Origin of the sequence: uncultured Sphaerotilus sp. (assembly GCF_963924895.1) — a bacterium.
Taxonomy (GTDB): domain Bacteria; phylum Pseudomonadota; class Gammaproteobacteria; order Burkholderiales; family Burkholderiaceae_C; genus Sphaerotilus.
Genome location: NZ_CAWURG010000016.1, coordinates 55,723 through 73,519 on the forward strand (window position 1 = coordinate 55,723; position 17,797 = coordinate 73,519).

Consider the following 17,797-nt stretch of genomic DNA (forward strand, 5'->3'; position numbering starts at 1 on the left):
CTGCTGACTTCGCTGGGCGTCTTAGAAGGTGCGGACTTTGGGCGGAACCGAGTCCACCGTCAGCGGCTTGAGGTTGACGGGCTTGTACGACAGCGAGTTGGTGGCACTGTCCCAGAGGGTGTGCTTCATCCATTCCTTGTCGTTGCGACCCAGCGGGAACTGCGCGTCGTCCGCGCCGCGCTCGTAGTCCTTGACGGTGTGCGCGCCACGGCATTCCTGGCGTGCAGCGGCCGAGGTCATCGTGGCCTGCGCAGCTTCCATCAGGTTGTCGACTTCCAGCGCCTCGATGCGGGCGGTGTTGAAGACCTTGGACTTGTCCTTCAGCGTGATGCGGGCGACACGCTCGCGCAGCGCGTTGATCTTGACGGTGCCTTCGTCCATGATCTTCTGCGTGCGGAAGACGCTGGCGTGCTGCTGCATCGCGGCGCGCATGTCGTTGGCGACGTCCTGCGCGTACTCGCCGGTGGTGCTGCTGTCGAGGCGGGCCAGGCGGGCCAGCGAGCGGTCGGCGGCGTCCTTCGGCAGTTCCTTGTGCGACTTCGGCGCCGCCTTGAAGGACTCGATGATGTGGTTGCCGGCGGCCTTGCCGAACACCAGCAGGTCCAGCAGCGAGTTGGTGCCCAGGCGGTTGGCGCCGTGCACCGACACGCACGAGCATTCACCCACCGCGTACAGCCCGTTGACGATCGTGTTGACGTTGTCCTTCGTCGTCACGACCTGGCCGGTGATGCCGGTCGGGATGCCACCCATCTGGTAATGGATGGTCGGCACCACGGGGATCGGCTCCTTGGTGATGTCGACGTTGGCGAAGTTGTGGCCGATCTCGAACACCGAGGGCAGGCGCTTCAGGATGGTGTCGCCACCCAGGTGGGTCATGTCGAGGTTGATGTAGTCCTTGTTCGGACCGCAGCCGCGACCTTCCTTGATTTCCTGGTCCATGCAGCGCGAGACGAAGTCACGCGGCGCCAGATCCTTCAGCGTCGGGGCATAGCGCTCCATGAAGCGCTCGCCGTTCGCATTGCGCAGGATCGCGCCTTCGCCACGGCAGCCTTCGGTCAGCAGCACGCCCGCGCCGGACACGCCGGTCGGGTGGAACTGCCAGAACTCCATGTCCTGCAGCGGGATGCCGGCGCGGGCCGCCATGCCGAGGCCGTCGCCGGTGTTGATGAAGGCGTTCGTCGAGGCCTGGAAGATCCGGCCGGCACCACCGGTGGCCAGCAGCACGCTCTTGGCCTCCATGATGTAGACGTCGCCCGTCTCCATTTCCAGCGCGGTCACGCCGACCACGTCGCCTTCGGCGTCGCGGACCAGGTCGAGTGCCATCCACTCGACGAAGAATTGCGTGCGCGACTTGACGTTCTGCTGGTACAGCGTGTGCAGCATCGCGTGGCCGGTGCGGTCGGCGGCGGCGCAGGCGCGCTGGACGGGCTTTTCACCATAGTTCGCCGTGTGGCCGCCGAACGGGCGCTGGTAGATGGTGCCGTCGGCGTTGCGGTCGAACGGCATGCCGAAGTGTTCCAGCTCGTACACGACCTTCGGTGCTTCGCGGCACATGAACTCGATCGCGTCCTGGTCACCCAGCCAGTCGGAGCCCTTGACGGTGTCGTAGAAGTGGTAGTGCCAGTTGTCTTCCGACATGTTGCCCAAGCTGGCACCGACGCCACCCTGGGCGGCGACGGTGTGCGAGCGGGTCGGGAACACCTTGGACAGCACGGCCACGTTCAGGCCGGCGCGGGCCAGTTGCAGCGAGGCACGCATGCCCGAACCACCGGCGCCGACGATGACCACGTCGAATTTGCGGCGCGGCAGGGAGCCAGCGTAGCTGGCAGAAGTAGCGATGGACGCCATCAGAGTCTCCAGAGAACTTGCACCGCCCAGCCGGCACAGCCGACGAGCCAGACCAGCGTGAACACCTGCAGCGTGAGCCGCAGCCCGAGCGAGCGGGTCACGTAGTCCATGAAGATGTCGCGCATGCCGACCCAGGCGTGCCACGCCAGCGAGACGATCAGCACGAAGGTCAGCGTCTTCATCCACTGCGACGAGAAGATCGCCGACCAGCGGTCATAGCCCAGCGGGCCGCCGAACAGGACCTGCGCGAGCAGGGCGATGGTGAACAGCGCCATCAGCACCGCGGTGATGCGCTGCGCGAGCCAGTCGCGCAGACCGTAGTGCGCACCGGTGACGATGCGCTTCGAGCCGTAATTAATGGACATGGTGGGGAATCGCCTTGTGGTCTCTTGTCTTGTCAGGTCAATACAGGCCGAACAGCTTGGCACCGAGGGCCACGGTCAGCGTCAGGCTCAGCGCGAAGCTGACGACAGCCGAGGAGCGGCCCTGTTCCTTGGAGACGCTGTGGGTGGCGTCCATCCACAGGTGGCGGACACCGGCGCAGAAGTGGTGCAGGTAGGACCAGATCAGGGCGAGCACCACCAGCTTGACGAACCAGCCCGGCAGGAACCCCCAGCCGGCCGAGAAGACCGATGTGAAGCTGTCGTACGAGACTTCCGAGCTGACGCTGGTGTCGAACATCCAGACGATGAACGGCAGCAGCAGGAACATCACGATGCCGCTGGCGCGGTGCAGGATGGACAACTGTGCTGCGACGGGAAGTCGGTACTGGGTCGCGTCGATCAGACGCATCGGGCCTGGCCGCTGCTTGATGGTGTCTGCCATGAGATGCCTTTGTAATGACGATGAAACCGTCGAATTTTATTGCAATGCAGCAGGCCAAACACCCTCGCGGGAGGTCCGGCCCACATCTTTTCAACTCAGCTCGTTGCGATAGTGGTGTGTCGAGGTGTTGTAGAAGCCTCGGCGCAACTCCACCGGCTTGTCGCCGTAGGTGAACGACAGGCGCTCGACGCTCAGCAGCGGACTGCCTGCCTCGACACCCAGCACACCGGCCACTTCCGTGTCGGCTGCCACCGCCCTGATCTTCTCCTCGGCCCGGATCATGCGTACCCCGAACTCGGATTCGAACAGGCCGTACAGCGGCCCCTTGTAGTCGCCCATGCGCTGTGCGGTCAGCCCGGTGAAGAGCTGGGCGGGCAACCAGATGTCGTCCAGCACGATCGGGCAACCGCTCTGCGAGAGCGTGCGGCGGATTTCCACCGCCATCTCGCCCGCCCGCAGCGACAGGGCTTTCGCCACCTCGGCGGGCGCCGGGATCCGTCTGCAGTCCAGAAACTGGCGCTGCATGGGCATTGGATCGGCACTGCCTTCTGGCTGCAGCCTCAGGAATCGATACTGGATTTTCTCTTCGCTGTGGGTGGCCACGAAGGTGCCCTTGCCTTGGCGTCGAACCAGCAGATTCTCTGCTGCCAACTCGTCGATAGCCTTACGCACGGTACCTTGGCTCACCCGGAAACGCGCCGCCAGCTCCAGCTCGCTCGGGATGGCCTCGCCCGGTTTCCACTCGCCCGACTGCAGGCCGCGCATGATCAGCGACTTGATCTGCTGGTAGAGCGGACTGAAGGCCGGCGTGTTTTCACCTGCCGGATCGGCGGGCAATGGTTGCGCTGACATGGACGCGGGAGGGGGCATGGGCGAGATTGCAGCACATCGCTGTGCCGTGCTGCAACGCTGTTCTACAAGATGTCTTATATAAGACATAAGATGATTGACAGCATTGGGGTCGATCCCTAGACTGGCCGCCGATTTCTGGTTTTTCGTTGACCCCACCTCGCTGCACTTATTTCAGGAGCCTCGCCCATGAGCAAGAAGCCCGTCCGTGTTGCCGTTACCGGCGCTGCTGGTCAGATCGGTTACGCCCTGCTGTTCCGCATTGCCTCGGGCGAAATGCTCGGCAAAGACCAGCCGGTCATCCTGCAACTGCTCGAAGTGCCGATGGAAAAGGCCCAGGAAGCGCTCAAGGGCGTGATCATGGAGCTGGAAGACTGCGCGTTCCCGCTGCTGGTCGGCATCGAAGCCCACAGCGACCCGATGACCGCGTTCAAGGACACCGACTACGCGCTGCTGGTCGGTTCGCGTCCCCGCGGTCCGGGCATGGAGCGTGCCGAGCTGCTGTCGATCAACGGCGCCATCTTCACCGCGCAGGGCAAGGCACTGAACGCGGTCGCTTCGCGTGACGTTCGCGTGCTGGTGGTCGGCAACCCGGCCAACACCAACGCCTACATTGCGATGAAGGCGGCTCCGGATCTGCCGGCCAAGAACTTCACCGCCATGCTGCGCCTGGACCACAACCGCGCCGCTTCGCAGATCGCTGCCAAGACCGGCAAGCCGGTCGCCGCCATCGAGAAGCTGGCCGTGTGGGGCAACCACTCGCCGACGATGTACGCCGACTACCGCTTCGCCACCATCGGCGGCGAGTCGGTCAAGGACATGATCGGTGACGAAGCCTGGAACCGCGACGTGTTCCTGCCGACCGTCGGCAAGCGTGGTGCCGCGATCATCGCTGCCCGTGGCCTGTCGTCGGCTGCTTCGGCTGCCAACGCGGCCATCGACCACATGCGCGACTGGGCCCTGGGCACCAACGGCGCCTGGGTCACGATGGGCATCCCGTCGAACGGCGAATACGGCATCCCGGCTGAAACGATGTTCGGCTATCCGGTCACCTGCGAAGGTGGCGAGTACAAGATCGTCGAAGGCCTGTCCATCGACGCGTTCTCGCAGGAATGCATCAACAAGACCCTGGCCGAACTCGAAGGCGAGAAGGACGGCGTCAAGCATCTGCTGTGATCTCTCACTGAGATGACAGTGCGGACCGGCTGATCCAGCAGGTCCACAATGGAAGGCCGGTCGCCACAAGCACCGGCCTTTTTTCTTGTAGGTCTGGGACACCAAGGTCTGACACCATGCGCAAAGTCCATCCCCGCGACGCCCTGTTCGATGCCCACGACGCCCCTGTGCCCGAGTTGCCGGTGTGCGACCACTACGCCGGCGTCGAAGTCCGCATGCGCAAGAGCCTGGAGTTGCAGGCGGAACTCGGCCCCGTCTTCGACATCACGCTCGACGGTGAGGACGGCGCCCCCGTCGGCGGCGAGGTCGAGCATGCGCACCTGATCGCCGATCTGGTCAATGCGCCCGAGAACCTCTACGGCCGTGTCGGTGCCCGGGTGCAGACCGTGGACCACCCGGCGTTCGAGCGCATGGTCGATGTGGTGGTCGGACGGGCGGGCGAGCGGCTGGCCTACCTGATGGTGCCCAAGCCGCGCGGCATCGCCGATCTGGAGCGTGCGGTCGGTGTCATCGACGAGGCGATCGCCCGCCACGGCGTGTCGCGCCAGATCCCCGTGCACGCGCTGGTCGAGACGCACGGCGCCTTGCGCGAGGTACAGGCGCTGGCCGCACACCCGCGCATCGAGTCGCTGTCCTTCGGGCTGATGGACTTTGTTTCTGACCACCGCGGGGCCATTCCGCAGAGCGGCATGACGGTCAAGGGCCAGTTCGAGCATCCGCTGGTGATGCGCGCCAAGCTGGAGATCGCTGCCGCCTGCCACGGCTGGGGCAAGGTGCCGTCGCACTGCGTGGTTACCGAGTTCAAGCACATGTCAGCGTTGCAAGAAGCGGCAACCAAGGCGTGCCGGCAACTTGGCTACACGCGGATGTGGAGCATCCACCCGGACCAGATCCGCCCGATCGTCGATGCCTTCTCGCCGACGACCGCCGAGGTGGACCAGGCCGCCGAGATCCTGCTGGCCGCGCAGGCCGCCCACTGGGGGCCAATCCGCCACCGCCACCATGGGCAGGACACGCTCCACGACCGCGCCAGCTACCGCTATTTCTGGCACGTGCTCGAACGCGCGCACCGCACGTCGATCCACGGCGCCGGTCAGATGCCGGGCGAGGTGCGCCTGGCCTTTTTCGGGGCACACTGAGCTGGGGTGTCGCTACGCCCTGCAACAGTCAGGGAGATCCGGTGCGGCAAACTGCACGTCCTTGTGTCCTGCGGTCACCCGGTTGCCCGGGTGTGCCGATATGGTTCGCTTCCGCCTGTTTCGCCTCATCCGCTCCGGAGTTCCTGATGTCCCACCTGATCACCCGTTCCCTCGTTGCCACCCTGATTGCTGCCGCTTGCGCGCTGACTGCCGGATCAGCGCTGGCGGCCACCAAGAAAGCCAAGGCGGAGGCGGCCCCGCCTGCGCCGCTCGCCGAACTGAGCCCGGAGCAGATCGCCAATGCCGAGCGTGTGCTGGTTGGTGCACAGCACTGCGAGTTCAACCAGACCATCAGTGTCGAGAGCGCGCCGGAGAAGGCGGGTTACTTCCGCATCGCCTTCAAGGGCAAGAAGTACCTGCTCGTGCCGGAGCCGACCACGACGGGTGCCGTCCGTCTGGAAGACAAGAAGGCCGGCGTCGTCTGGCTGCAGATTGCCAACAAGTCCATGATGATGAACTCCAAGATCGGACAGCGCATGGTTGACGAGTGCATCCATCCGACGCAGAAAATCTGATCCAGGACAGACGCACTGACGCTGGCATGGCGAGATCGCCACGGCCAGTGCGTACTTTCCCTTGGCAAGTCTTATATAAGACATAAAATACCGGACTACCCCCAAGCCCAGCCACCCCGCACGGAGCCCTCTCATGCTGCAAGCCTATCGTGAACACGCCGCCGAACGCGCCGCCCTCGGCATCCCGCCGCTGCCGCTGGAGGCCAAGCAGGTCGCCGACCTGATCGAGCTGATCAAGAACCCGCCGGCTGGCGAAGATGCGTTCCTGCTGGATCTGCTGACGCACCGCGTGCCCCCGGGCGTGGACGATGCGGCCAAGGTGAAGGCCTCGTTCCTGGCGGCTGTGGCCCATGGCGACATCGCGGTCGGCCTGATCTCCAAGGCCAAGGCCACCGAGCTGCTCGGCACCATGGTGGGCGGCTACAACGTGCACCCGCTGATCGAGCTGCTGGATGCCGACGCGGACGTCGCTGCCGTCGCCGCCGAAGGTCTGAAGAAGACCCTGCTGATGTTCGACTTCTTCAACGACGTCGCCGAAAAGGCCAAGGCCGGCAACGCCAAGGCCCAGGAAGTCATGCAGTCGTGGGCCGACGCCGAGTGGTTCACCACCCGTCCGGAAGTCCCCCAGTCGATCACCGTGACCGTGTTCAAGGTGCCCGGCGAGACCAACACCGACGACCTGTCGCCCGCGCCTGACGCGTGGAGCCGCCCGGACATCCCGCTGCACTACCTCGCCATGCTCAAGAACACCCGCGAAGGCGCGGCGTTCAAGCCCGAGGAAGACGGCAAGCGCGGCCCGATGCAGTTCATCGAGGACCTGAAGCAGAAGGGCAACCTCGTGGCCTACGTCGGCGACGTGGTCGGCACGGGTTCGAGCCGCAAGTCGGCCACCAACTCGGTGATCTGGGCCACGGGCCAGGACATCCCGTTTGTCCCGAACAAGCGCTTCGGCGGCGTCACGCTCGGCGGCAAGATCGCCCCGATCTTCTTCAACACGCAGGAAGACTCCGGCTCGCTGCCGATCGAAGTCGACGTCACCAAGCTCGAAATGGGCGACGTGATCGACGTGCGGCCGTATGAAGGCAAGCTCGTGCGCAACGGCGAAACCGTCGTCGAGTTCAAGCTCAAGAGCGACGTGCTGTTCGACGAAGTGCGCGCCGGCGGCCGCATCAACCTGATCATCGGCCGCTCGCTGACCGCCAAGGCGCGCGAGTTCCTGGGTCTGCCCGCGTCCACGCTGTTCCGCCTGCCGTCGATCCCGACCGCCACCAAGGCCGGCTTCACGCTGGCGCAGAAGATGGTCGGCCGCGCGGTCGGTCTGCCGGAAGGTCAGGGCGTTCGTCCGGGCACGTACTGCGAGCCGAAGATGACGACCGTGGGTTCGCAAGACACCACCGGCCCGATGACCCGCGACGAGCTGAAGGACCTGGCCTGCCTGGGCTTCTCGGCCGATCTGGTGATGCAGTCCTTCTGCCACACCGCCGCCTACCCGAAGCCGGTCGACGTCAAGACCCACCGCGAACTGCCCAAGTTCATCTCCAGCCGTGGCGGTGTCGCGCTGCGTCCGGGCGACGGCGTGATCCACTCGTGGCTGAACCGCCTGCTGCTGCCCGACACCGTCGGCACCGGTGGCGACTCGCACACCCGTTTCCCGATCGGCATCAGCTTCCCCGCTGGCTCCGGTCTGGTTGCTTTCGGTGCCGCCACGGGCGTGATGCCGCTGGACATGCCGGAATCGGTGCTGGTGCGCTTCAAGGGCCAGATGCAGCCCGGCATCACCCTGCGCGATCTGGTCCACGCCATTCCGCTGTACGCCATCAAGGCCGGTCTGCTGACCGTCGCCAAGGCCGGCAAGATCAACGTGTTCTCGGGCCGCATCCTCGAGATCGAAGGCTTGCCGGACCTGAAGGTCGAGCAGGCGTTCGAGCTGAGCGACGCATCGGCTGAACGCTCGGCCGCTGGCTGCACGGTCAAGCTGAACCCGGCCCCGGTCAAGGAATACCTCACCAGCAACATCGTGCTGATGAAGAACATGATCGCCGACGGTTACGCCGACGCCCGCACGCTGGCCCGCCGCATCGAGAAGGTCGAAGCCTGGCTCGCCAACCCGAACCTGCTCGAAGCCGACAAGGACGCCGAATACGCGGCCGTGATCGAGATCGACCTGAACGAGCTGACCGAGCCCGTCCTGTGCTGCCCGAACGACCCGGACGACGCCAAGCTGCTGTCCGCTGTGGCTGGTGCCAAGATCGACGAAGTGTTCATCGGCTCCTGCATGACCAACATCGGTCACTTCCGTGCGGCCTCCAAGCTGCTTGAAGGCAAGCGCGACATCCCGGTCAAGCTGTGGATCGCGCCGCCGACCAAGATGGACGCCAGCGAGCTGACCAAGGAAGGCCACTACGGCGTGTTCGGCGCGGCCGGTGCGCGGACCGAAATGCCGGGCTGCTCGCTGTGCATGGGCAACCAGGCACAGGTGCGTGAAGGCGCGACCGTGGTCTCGACCTCGACCCGCAACTTCCCGAACCGCCTGGGCAAGAACACCTTCGTCTACCTGGCCTCGGCCGAACTGGCCGCGATCGCGTCCAAGCTGGGCCGCATCCCGACGGTGGCCGAATACGCCGCCGACATGGGCGTGATCAACAAGGACAGCAGCAAGATCTACACGTATCTGAACTTCGACCAGATCGAAGAGTATGCGGACGTGGCCAAGGGCGTGACCGCCTGAGGGTTCTGACCCGCTGCAATACAAAAAGCCCGCCGGGATGCCCCGGCGGGCTTTTTTCATGTCGAGGCGCCGGAAGGCGCCTCATGTGTTGCTGAACTCGGAATCAGCAGGGCGTGATGCCAGGGCCACCGCGCTTGCACGGCGGCACGACGATGACCGGGTGCGGCGGATGCGGGTGGATCGGCGGGCGGACGACCGGCGGACGGCCGCGGGGGCCTTCGTTGTGGTGGTTCATGTCATGGCCATGGTCCCGATCGCCGTGGTCACGGCCGCCATGGTCACGGCCGCCGTGGTCCCGATCGCCGTGCGAGCCACCGCGGTCGTCGTGTCCGGCGTTGGCGGGTTGGGCGCGGGGCGCTGGTTGCTTGCGGTCACGGTCGTTGCTGCCGTGGTGACCACGCTCATCCCGGTCGAACAGCGGTTGCTGCTGTTGCGGAGCCGCCTGTGCGACAAGGCGCGGCGCGGTTGCAGTCGACTGGCGCGAGGCCTTGGCCTGCGGTTGCGGCTCAGGCATCGAGCGCGGTGCCTGAGCCTGGGCCTGACAAGCCAGCATGACGGCGCCAATAGCGACAGCCGTGTGGAAAAACTGCGTCGACAGATGCCGGACGCTGTGCTGAATGGCCATGGTCCACTCCTTAAGTTTATTGGGGCTTCCCCCGCTACTTTGCGGGTGGCATTAATTTTATGGTCTATTTCAACTGAATGCAGTGCCTGTTCTTAGGGTATTGCTTAACCCGTTCAAAGGTATGGTTTCATTGCGTTCCAATTGATGCTAAGAAGTAGCAGAGATTGTATTTATCTAGATGATGATGGAAGATGACAGAACTTGGGTTGAGATGGCTGAACATGGCGGACGCCTGAAATGGTTTTCATAATTATCAGTTAATGTGTCAGCCAGAAATTTTCGATTGCGGATGCATGGCCTCGCTCATAAATGATAAATATGATAAATATGGAGGCGAAAACTCGCGCGACCTGAGCCGATTTGTTCGATGTGCTTACATGTTCGTGAAATAAAAATCACAGAAACGGTGGACAGGACGCGCTGGACAGCCACCGAAAATGCGCTGGGCAGGCTTGTAGAAGGACACGAAGTGGACGCAGGAGGTGAGGGGGAGGGAGCGAGCGCGTGGCCACCGGCGACGCTGCTGCCGCTGGGGGATGCCGCCTGGACCGTGGAGTTCGGTGACGTGGTTGATCCCGTGCTGCAGGCCCGGGTGCTGGCGCTGGCCGAGAAGGTGCAGGCGCTGCGGGGCAGCGCGACCCAGGAGGCGGCAGTGCTGGCGGGTGTGCTCGATGTGGTGCCCACGTTCCGCTCGCTCACCGTGGTGTTCGATCCCCTGCGCACCGATGCGGACGCGCTCGGGCAGCGGCTGCTGGCATGGAGTGCGGCGGACGCGGCGAGCGCCCACCCCGGTCGCCGCTGGCAACTGCCGGTGTGCTGTGCCCCTGCGTTCGCGCCTGATCTGGTCGATCTGTCCGCCGCCTGCGGGCTGACCGACGGGGCGGTGGTGGCCTTGCTCACCAGCACCCTGTTCCGGGTCGGCATGATCGGATTCATGCCCGGCTTTCCCTACATGACCGGCCTGCCGCCCGCGCTGGCCCTGCCGCGCCTGGCCTCGCCGCGCAGAGCGGTGCCTGCGGGCTCGCTGGCGGTGGCGGGTGCGCTGTGCTGCGTGTACCCCTGGGAGAGTCCCGGCGGCTGGCGTTTGCTGGGACACATGCCCTTGCCGCTGTTCGATCTGGCGCAAACCAGCGCGCCGGCGTGGCTGGCGGCGGGCGACGAGGTGCGCTGGACGGCGGTGGAGGCCACCGAACACGGGCGTCTGGCGGCCGACTGGGCGCGGGGTGCGCTGGGGCGACAGGATTTTCTCGACACCGGGGAGGAGGCGCCGTGGCGGACGCGCTGATCGAGGTCGTGTCTGGCGGGCCGGGCTGCACGGTGCAGGACGCCGGGCGTGTCGGCCAGCGCCACGGGGGGATCGCGCTGGCGGGTGCCCTCGTGCCACCGCTGGCCGACGCCGCCAACGCGCTCGTGGGCAATCTGGCCGGGGCGGCCTGCCTGGAGTGGCGCGGGCTTGGTCTGGTGTTGCGGGTGCTGCGGGGGCCTGTGCGGGTGGCCATGGCGGGTGCCGTGCGCGGGGCGCTGTCGCGGGGGGACGGGCCGTGGCGTCCGCTGGCCACCTGGCGCAGCGCCACGCTGGGCGAGGGCGACCGGTTGCAGCTCGGTGCCGCGCTGGCCGGTTGCGGCTACCTCGCCCTCGGTGGGGGCGTCCTGGTGCCGACCGTGCTGGGCAGTCGCTCGACCCACGTCCGCACCCGCCTGGGCGGACTCGATGGCCGGATGCTGCGACCCGGCGACCGGCTGCCCTGTGCACGCCGGTCCGATGGCCGCACCGACGAGCGCATGGCCCACGCACCCGTCCCGTTGCCGACAGGACCGATCCGCATCCTCTGGGGACCGCAGGACGACCATTTCACCGCCGAGGCGCGTGCCCAGTTCCTCTCCACCGACTGGTGCGTCACCCCCGAGCAGGACCGCATGGGGATGCGCCTGGCAGGCCCTGCCTTGGCCCACACCAGCGCGGCCGCCGCCGACATCGTGTCGGATGGCGTCGTGCCCGGCGCGATTCAGGTGCCGGCGAACGGCCAGCCGATCGTGCTGCTGGCGGATGGGCAGACGGTGGGCGGTTATCCGAAGATCGCCACCGTGATCCGGGCGGACCTGCCGCGGCTGGCGCTGCTGTCGCCCGGCGGTACGCTGCGCTTCGCGGCCGTGGAGGCGTCGACCGCGCGCCGCGCATTGCTGGCGGCCCACGCCGACTGGCAGGCCTGGGTGGCGGCCCTCGTGCCGTGTCCGCCGGAGGGCTGGCTGGACGAAGCGGCCCTGTACAACGACAACTTGGTCAGCGGCATGTTGCGCGCTGAACCCTGACCCTGATCTTGAACCCGCTGGACGCTGGAGAGACCTGTGCATCCCCTGGACGCGATCAACCTCAATGCCGACCTCGGCGAAAGTTTCGGCGCCTGGTCGATGGGCGACGACCCGGCCATGCTCGACGTGGTGAGCAGCGCGAACATTGCCTGCGGTTTCCACGCCGGTGACCCGCTGGTGATGCGCCAGACCGTGCGCGCGGCGCTGGCGCGCGGGGTCAGCGTCGGTGCGCATCCGTCATTTCCCGATCTGCAGGGCTTCGGCCGGCGCCGCATGGACCTGTCTCCGATGGAGCTGGAGGCGGTGCTGGTCTACCAGATCGGCGCGCTGCAGGGCGTGGCGGCGGCGGAAGGGGGCAGGGTGACGCACGTGAAGCCGCATGGCGCGCTGAGCAACATGGCCTGCGCGGACACGGCGCTGGCGGAGACCGTGGCGCGGGCGGTGCGGGCGCTGGACCGGGATCTGATCCTGCTGGCCCCGGCCCACTCGGAATTGGCCCGGGCCGGGCAGCGCGCGGGTCTACGCGTGGCGCTGGAGGTGTTCGCGGACCGGGCCTACCAGGACGACGGTCAACTCGTGCCGCGTGCGCACCCCGGCGCGGTGCTGCATGGCGCCGAGGCCTGCTGGCAGCGCGTGCAGCAGATGCTGGACGCGCGGGCACTGGTCAGCGTCACCGGCCGGCGCCTGCCGACCGCGATCGACAGCGTCTGCGTGCATGGCGACGGCGCCGAGGCGGTGGCGACCGCGCGGGCGATCCGCGCCGGATTGGTGGCAGCCGGGGTGGCGGTCCTGCCGTTGCCGCAACTGCCGGGCTGAGCTGCTGGGCCACCCACCCCCGTCATCCTCGCGAATGCGAGGACCCACGCACACGTTCCACGGCGGTGGAGAAGACGACGCGCAAGCCCTACGGGCTGCCCTCGGTAGAGAATTCCGCCGATCAGCGCTATCTTGGCGCGGCAGACTGCCATCCTTGGCAATCGATACACCCAGGAGCACCTTGATGGCCCTTACCCCCGGCAGGCGCACCGCGATCACCGTGCTGGTCACCGCCGCATTCGGCGGCGCGCTGTACTTCGCCCTGCGCGGCCAGCAACAGCAGCAGGCGGCGCAGATCGAGCAGCAGGAAGTCGCCTCGGCCACCGTGCTGCGCGGCGTGATCTCGCTGGATGTCGAGGGCTATTTCAAGGATCCGCGGGTGCAGAAGGTGCTGGTGGCGCGACGGCTGCCGGTCGAGGTGGTGCGCGTGGGCAGCCGCGAGATGGCGGGCAAGGTGGTGGCCGGCTCGGCACCGGACTTCCTGTTCTCGTCGGGCGTGGTCGCCGCCAACCAGATCGTCGAGGCGGCGCGCAAGGCGAACCTGCCCGCTGTCCAGGTCGCGCCGTTCCACTCACCGCTGGTCATCGCTTCGTGGGAGCCGGTCGCGAAGATCCTGGTCGCCAACGGACTGGCCAAGGCCGTGTCGCCCAAGGTCTACAGCGTCGACACCGAGCGGCTGACGAAGCTGATGCTCGCCCGCAAGCGCTGGAAAGACTTGAAGGACAGCAGCGGCTACGACGTCTCACGCAGCGTGCTGGTCTCCACCACCGATCTGCGGCGCAGCAACTCCGGCGCGCTGTACCTGGCCTTGACCAGCGCAGCGCTGAACGGCGACGTGGTCACCGACCGCGCCACCGGCCAGAAACTCGCGCTGCAGCTCACCGAACTCTTCAAGCGCCAGGGCTACCAGGAGAACTACGTCGATGGCAACTTCGACGACTACGTCTCCATCGGCATCGGCAAGACCCCCATGGCCTTCCTCTACGAGTACCAGATGGTGCGCCACGCGCTGCAGAAGAAGGGCATTGGCGCCGACATGGTCCTGATGTACCCGCAGCCGACCATCGTCAACAAGGAAGTCTTCGTCTCGCTGGGTGACCGGGCCAAGGCGCTGGGCGAGTTGCTGGCCAGCGATGCCGAACTGCAGGGTATCGCGGTCGAGTACGGCTTCCGCATCGCCGACACCGAGCGTTTTGTGGCCGCCGTGAAGCCGACCGGGCTGGCGGTGGAGCCGCGGGTGACGCAGCTCGTCGATCCGCCGTCCGCCGAAGTCATGTCCGAGATGATCGACACCGTTGCCAGGGAGATGACGCAATGAACCGCACGATGACGACGCTTCGCCGACTGACCACCGCGGCACTGGTGCTGCTGGTGGCCGCCTGCGGCAAGAAGCCCGATGCTCCGGCACCGGCCGCCACACCCACGCCTACGGCCCAGGTCGCCGCCGCGCCCGAGTTCACCGTGCTGGCCACCAGCGACCTGCGCGACATCCAGCCGCTGGAGCAGATGGTGGACAAGGCCACCGGTGTGAAGCTGAAGTTCCGCTTCGGCGGCACGATGGAAAGCACGGAGGCGGTGCTCAACGGCGAGGCGAAGGCGGACGCGGCGTGGTTCGCGAACGCGCGCTACCTGCTGTCGAACCCGCAGGGGCAGTCCCGCGTGAAGCTGCAGGAAAAGATCATGCTGTCGCCGATCGCGGTCGGCGTCAGCGAGTCGGACGCGAAGAAATACGGCTGGGACAAGCCCGACCTGAAGCTGACCTGGATGGACATCGCCGCCGCCGCCAAGGCCGGCAAGCTGCACTACGCGCTGTCGAACCCGGCCACGTCCAACCAGGGTTTCATGGCACTGATGGGCGTGGTGGCCGCCGCCAGCGGCAAGGCGGAAGCACTGTCGGCGGCCGATGTGGACCGTGGCGCGATCGCCGATTTCCTCAAGGGCTACAAGCTGCCAGGTGACAACTCGACCTACCTGTCCGAGCAGTTCATCCTGCAGCAGGGCACGCGGGTCAACGCCTTCATCAACTACGAGAGCTGGCTGCTGAGCCTGAACGCCAGCGGCAAGCTGCGCGAGCAACTGCGGCTGATCTACCCCTACGAGGGCGTGAGCACGGCGGACTATCCGTTCATGCTGCTCGACGAGGGCAAGCGCGCCGATTACCTGAAGGTCGTGGAATACCTGAAGGGCGACGAGGCCCAGACCTGGCTCGCCCGCCAGACGCTGCGCCGGCCGATCCGGCAGGATGTGGCGGCGCGGGTCGAGGATCTGTTGCCGAAGCAGGGCTTGCAGGTGGAGCTGCCGTTCTCGCCTGACCGGGCGCTGGCGGACGGACTGATCGCCGCTTACCTCAACGAGTTCCGTACGCCGATCGCCAGCACCTTCGTGCTCGACACCAGCGGCAGCATGCAGGGCGAGCGCCGCCGCCAGCTCATCCAGGCCATCGACTACATCGCCGGCGCCGACACATCGCTGACCGGCCGCATCGCCAAGCTCACCAACCGCGAGCGGATCTGGCTGCAGCCGTTTTCGGAGATGCCTTACGGGCTGAAGGCGTTCGAGGTGCCGGCCGGTGCGGCGACCGCGAAGGGCGTGGCGGAGCAGGCGGACAGTGAGGCCAAGCGCCAGGTGCTGGCGGAGGTGCGCGGCGCGGCGGACCAGTTGCAGATGCAAGGGGGCACGGCGGTGTACGACGCCGTGTTCCAGGCGCTCACCCACATGCTCGCCGAACGCCAGAAGAACCCGAAGTTCCAGTATTCGGTCGTCGCCCTCACCGACGGCGAGAACAACAAGGGCCGCACGCTGGAGGACTTCAAGCGCGACTACGCGGCGCTGCCCGAGGACGTGCGCGGCATCCCGGTGTTCTGGGTGCTGTTCGGCGAGGCGAACGAAGCGGCGCTGAAGGAACTCGCGCAGCTCACTGGCGGGCGCGTGTTCGACGCCCGCAAGACGCCGCTGTACAGCGTGTTCAAGGACATCCGGGCTTACCAATGAAGTGGCTGATGCGGTGGCTGGCCTCGCCAGCGAACTGGTGCGGGCTGGGGCTGGCGAGTGTCGTGCTCGGCTTGAAGGGCGCCGGGCTGCTCGGCACGCTGGGGCTCGGCATGGCGGTGCTTGGGTATGGCGCCGGGTTCGTGGTCGGCGGGCTGTGGTTCGGGTTCCCGTCAAACCGGGAGCCGGCGTGGGAGGCGCTCGAATTCAGCGACGAGGGCGACACGCGCGAGGCGATGGAGCGCGCGTTGACCGGCGTGCGGCGGCTGGTCGACCAGAACCCGGGCCAGCGCATCCCGGCGGCGCTGCGGACGCGGGTGCTGGCGCTGTGCCAGTCGCTGGACGCGCTGCTGACGCAGTGGGAAGGCTCGAAGGGCACGCTGTCGCTGCAGGATAGCTTCCACGCGCGCCACATCGCGATCCGCTACCTGCCCGAGATGCTCAACACCTACCTGTCGATCCCGGCCGAGTTCGCCGCCACGCAGCGGCTGGACAACGGCAAGACGGCGGTCGAGACCTTCCAGGACACGCTGGCCGAGCTGGAGACCAAAGTCCGCCAGTTGCGCAGCGACCTGGCCGGACAGGACGCGCAGGCCTTCCTCGAACACTCCCGCTTCCTGAACCAGAAGTTCGCACCGCAAGGGTTGGACGCGCCTGCGCTCAACCTCCCCCCGAATCCCTCGATTTCCCCGAACCCACGGAAGGACGCTTCGACATGAACCAACCCGCTACCCCGGCTTTCACGCTGACGCCACCCGAAGTGCTGGCCCCGGTGCCGGTCGAAGCCGCCCGCGAGGCGGTGCCGCTGCAGCCGGAATTGCGCAAGCAGGTCGACGACCAGGTGCTGCGCTTCATCGACGCGCTGGCGACCGAGGACATCCACTCCGACACCTTCAAGGCGCGGCTCGACAGTGCCTTTGCGCTCGGCAAGGAAGAGATCTCCAACGCGTCGAGCCTGATGCAGGGCCGCTTCATGCAGTCCAACTTTGTCGGCGTGGAAAGCAGCCCGGCCTACAAGGCGCTGCAGGACATCCGCGCCCAGCTCGACGACCTCAACCCCGGCAACGACGGCGACCTGATGCAGCCGCGCAAGCTGCTGGGCCTGATCCCCTTCGGCAACAAGCTGGAGGCGTATTTCCGCAAGTACCAGAGCGCCGCCGAGCAGCTCAAGACCTCGATGGGCCAGCTCTACGCCGCCCGCGACGACATGCAGAAGGACGTGATCGCCATCGAGTCCACCCGCGGCAAGCTGTGGGAGGCGATGACCAAGCTGGCCGCGGCCTCACGCTTCGCCACGCAACTCGACGCGCAGCTCGACGAGCGTGTGCGCACGCTGGAGCCGACCGACCCGCAGCGGGCGCAGGCGCTGCGGCAGGAGGTGCTGTTCTACGCCCGCCAGAACCTGCAGGACATCCAGACCCAGCAGGCGGTGTGCGTCAACGGCTACCTCGCGCTGGATGTGCTGAAGAAGACCGGCCGCGAGATGATCAACGGCTGCACCCGCGTGGCGACCACGGGCATGAGCGCGCTGGCGGTGGCACAGACGGTGGCGCGCGCGACGGGCAACCAGATCCGGGTGATGGAGATGCTGCAGGGCGTCAACGCCACGATCGGCAACCTGATCAGCGAGACCGGCCGCCAGCTCAACCAGCACGTCGACCAGACCACCCAGTTCGCGCAGAACCCGATGCTCGGCATCGAGAAGATGAAGGAGATGTTCGACCAGACCTTCCAGGCCATGGACACGATGGACAACTTCCGCACCAAGGCCATCGAGGTGATGGGCCAGAACAACGCGATGATCCGCGACCAGCTCGCGCGGGCCGACAACTACGTCGACCGGACCCGCCAGCAGCAGGCGCGCGAGGCGGCGTCGGCGGGGGTGGCCACGGGGGGGCCGGTCAAGCTCTGACCCTGC

At 66.6% G+C, this 17,797-nt stretch carries 16 protein-coding genes; 11 read left to right on the forward strand and 5 right to left on the reverse strand.

All coding sequences use genetic code 11. The annotated features are described in order from the left end of the window. Positions 1-21: 21 nt before the first annotated feature. The 4 genes from sdhA to AABN02_RS07245 form a co-directional block, all read right to left on the reverse strand. Positions 22-1,848, reverse strand: a complete 1,827-nt coding sequence (gene sdhA, locus AABN02_RS07230; RefSeq protein WP_338414248.1) for a succinate dehydrogenase flavoprotein subunit — start codon at positions 1,846-1,848, stop codon at positions 22-24. Further along, entirely contained in the window at positions 1,848-2,213 is a 366-nt protein-coding gene (gene sdhD, locus AABN02_RS07235; RefSeq protein WP_338414249.1) for a succinate dehydrogenase, hydrophobic membrane anchor protein, read from the reverse strand. Before sdhD ends, sdhA begins: the two co-directional genes overlap by 1 nt. A 37-nt stretch (positions 2,214-2,250) precedes the next feature. Continuing rightward, positions 2,251-2,673, reverse strand: coding sequence for a succinate dehydrogenase, cytochrome b556 subunit (sdhC, locus tag AABN02_RS07240; protein WP_338414250.1), 423 nt, complete (start codon positions 2,671-2,673; stop codon positions 2,251-2,253). A gap of 90 nt (positions 2,674-2,763) precedes the next feature. Then, positions 2,764-3,525: a GntR family transcriptional regulator gene (locus AABN02_RS07245; RefSeq protein ID WP_338414251.1), complete on the reverse strand. Its 762-nt coding sequence runs from the start codon at positions 3,523-3,525 to the stop codon at positions 2,764-2,766. A 186-nt stretch (positions 3,526-3,711) separates the two neighbouring features. On the opposite strand from AABN02_RS07245, the gene AABN02_RS07250 reads away from it, so the two are divergent. From AABN02_RS07250 to acnB, 4 genes are all read left to right on the forward strand, one after another. Next, on the forward strand, positions 3,712-4,698 hold the full coding sequence (locus AABN02_RS07250; RefSeq protein ID WP_338414252.1) for a malate dehydrogenase: 987 nt from the start codon (positions 3,712-3,714) through the stop codon (positions 4,696-4,698). Positions 4,699-4,814: 116 nt separating this feature from the next. Then, positions 4,815-5,837 (forward strand): aldolase/citrate lyase family protein, encoded by a 1,023-nt coding sequence (locus AABN02_RS07255; RefSeq protein ID WP_338414253.1) that lies wholly within the window; start codon positions 4,815-4,817, stop codon positions 5,835-5,837. A 146-nt stretch (positions 5,838-5,983) separates the two neighbouring features. Continuing rightward, positions 5,984-6,412 (forward strand): hypothetical protein, encoded by a 429-nt coding sequence (locus tag AABN02_RS07260; protein WP_338414254.1) that lies wholly within the window; start codon positions 5,984-5,986, stop codon positions 6,410-6,412. A gap of 133 nt (positions 6,413-6,545) precedes the next feature. Next, the gene (acnB, locus tag AABN02_RS07265) at positions 6,546-9,140 is read left to right on the forward strand and encodes a bifunctional aconitate hydratase 2/2-methylisocitrate dehydratase (RefSeq protein WP_338414255.1); all 2,595 of its coding nucleotides are present in this window, start codon (positions 6,546-6,548) and stop codon (positions 9,138-9,140) included. Between the two features lie 103 nt (positions 9,141-9,243). On the opposite strand, the gene AABN02_RS07270 is transcribed toward acnB, so the two are convergent. Beyond that, complete coding sequence (locus tag AABN02_RS07270) at positions 9,244-9,765, reverse strand: hypothetical protein (protein ID WP_338414256.1); 522 nt, start codon at positions 9,763-9,765, stop codon at positions 9,244-9,246. 469 nt (positions 9,766-10,234) lie between these two features. Here AABN02_RS07270 and AABN02_RS07275 point away from each other — a divergent pair, with 469 nt between their 5' ends. The 7 genes from AABN02_RS07275 (at position 10,235) to AABN02_RS07305 (ending at position 17,791) form a co-directional block, all read left to right on the forward strand. Then, a complete protein-coding gene (locus AABN02_RS07275; protein ID WP_338414257.1) occupies positions 10,235-11,050 on the forward strand; it encodes an allophanate hydrolase subunit 1 in 816 nt (271 codons plus the stop codon). Beyond that, positions 11,035-12,075 (forward strand): biotin-dependent carboxyltransferase family protein, encoded by a 1,041-nt coding sequence (locus AABN02_RS07280; protein ID WP_338414258.1) that lies wholly within the window; start codon positions 11,035-11,037, stop codon positions 12,073-12,075. The genes AABN02_RS07275 and AABN02_RS07280 overlap by 16 nt, the downstream gene beginning before the upstream one ends. A 36-nt stretch (positions 12,076-12,111) precedes the next feature. Further along, a complete protein-coding gene (locus AABN02_RS07285) occupies positions 12,112-12,891 on the forward strand; it encodes a 5-oxoprolinase subunit PxpA (RefSeq protein ID WP_338414259.1) in 780 nt (259 codons plus the stop codon). 184 nt (positions 12,892-13,075) lie between these two features. Continuing rightward, positions 13,076-14,209 (forward strand): hypothetical protein, encoded by a 1,134-nt coding sequence (locus tag AABN02_RS07290; RefSeq protein WP_338414260.1) that lies wholly within the window; start codon positions 13,076-13,078, stop codon positions 14,207-14,209. Between the two features lie 8 nt (positions 14,210-14,217). Further along, positions 14,218-15,882 (forward strand): VWA domain-containing protein, encoded by a 1,665-nt coding sequence (locus tag AABN02_RS07295; RefSeq protein ID WP_338414261.1) that lies wholly within the window; start codon positions 14,218-14,220, stop codon positions 15,880-15,882. After that, positions 15,879-16,598 (forward strand): hypothetical protein, encoded by a 720-nt coding sequence (locus AABN02_RS07300; protein WP_338414262.1) that lies wholly within the window; start codon positions 15,879-15,881, stop codon positions 16,596-16,598. The genes AABN02_RS07295 and AABN02_RS07300 overlap by 4 nt, the downstream gene beginning before the upstream one ends. Further along, positions 16,595-17,791, forward strand: a complete 1,197-nt coding sequence (locus AABN02_RS07305) for a toxic anion resistance protein (protein WP_338414263.1) — start codon at positions 16,595-16,597, stop codon at positions 17,789-17,791. The genes AABN02_RS07300 and AABN02_RS07305 overlap by 4 nt, the downstream gene beginning before the upstream one ends. Positions 17,792-17,797: the final 6 nt, after the last annotated feature.

Excerpts from the sequence above, each read along its gene's own strand:
- AABN02_RS07290 (WP_338414260.1), top strand. The coding sequence starts at position 13,076 with ATGGCCCTTACCCCCGGCAGGCGCACCGCGATCACCGTGCTGGTCACC.
- sdhC (WP_338414250.1), bottom strand. The coding sequence starts at position 2,673 with ATGGCAGACACCATCAAGCAGCGGCCAGGCCCGATGCGTCTGATCGAC.
- AABN02_RS07255 (WP_338414253.1), top strand. The coding sequence starts at position 4,815 with ATGCGCAAAGTCCATCCCCGCGACGCCCTGTTCGATGCCCACGACGCC.
- sdhA (WP_338414248.1), bottom strand. The coding sequence starts at position 1,848 with ATGGCGTCCATCGCTACTTCTGCCAGCTACGCTGGCTCCCTGCCGCGC.
- AABN02_RS07305 (WP_338414263.1), top strand. The coding sequence starts at position 16,595 with ATGAACCAACCCGCTACCCCGGCTTTCACGCTGACGCCACCCGAAGTG.
- AABN02_RS07270 (WP_338414256.1), bottom strand. The coding sequence starts at position 9,765 with ATGGCCATTCAGCACAGCGTCCGGCATCTGTCGACGCAGTTTTTCCAC.
- AABN02_RS07295 (WP_338414261.1), top strand. The coding sequence starts at position 14,218 with ATGACGACGCTTCGCCGACTGACCACCGCGGCACTGGTGCTGCTGGTG.
- AABN02_RS07245 (WP_338414251.1), bottom strand. The coding sequence starts at position 3,525 with ATGTCAGCGCAACCATTGCCCGCCGATCCGGCAGGTGAAAACACGCCG.
- sdhD (WP_338414249.1), bottom strand. The coding sequence starts at position 2,213 with ATGTCCATTAATTACGGCTCGAAGCGCATCGTCACCGGTGCGCACTAC.
- acnB (WP_338414255.1), top strand. The coding sequence starts at position 6,546 with ATGCTGCAAGCCTATCGTGAACACGCCGCCGAACGCGCCGCCCTCGGC.
- AABN02_RS07260 (WP_338414254.1), top strand. The coding sequence starts at position 5,984 with ATGTCCCACCTGATCACCCGTTCCCTCGTTGCCACCCTGATTGCTGCC.
- AABN02_RS07300 (WP_338414262.1), top strand. The coding sequence starts at position 15,879 with ATGAAGTGGCTGATGCGGTGGCTGGCCTCGCCAGCGAACTGGTGCGGG.
- AABN02_RS07250 (WP_338414252.1), top strand. The coding sequence starts at position 3,712 with ATGAGCAAGAAGCCCGTCCGTGTTGCCGTTACCGGCGCTGCTGGTCAG.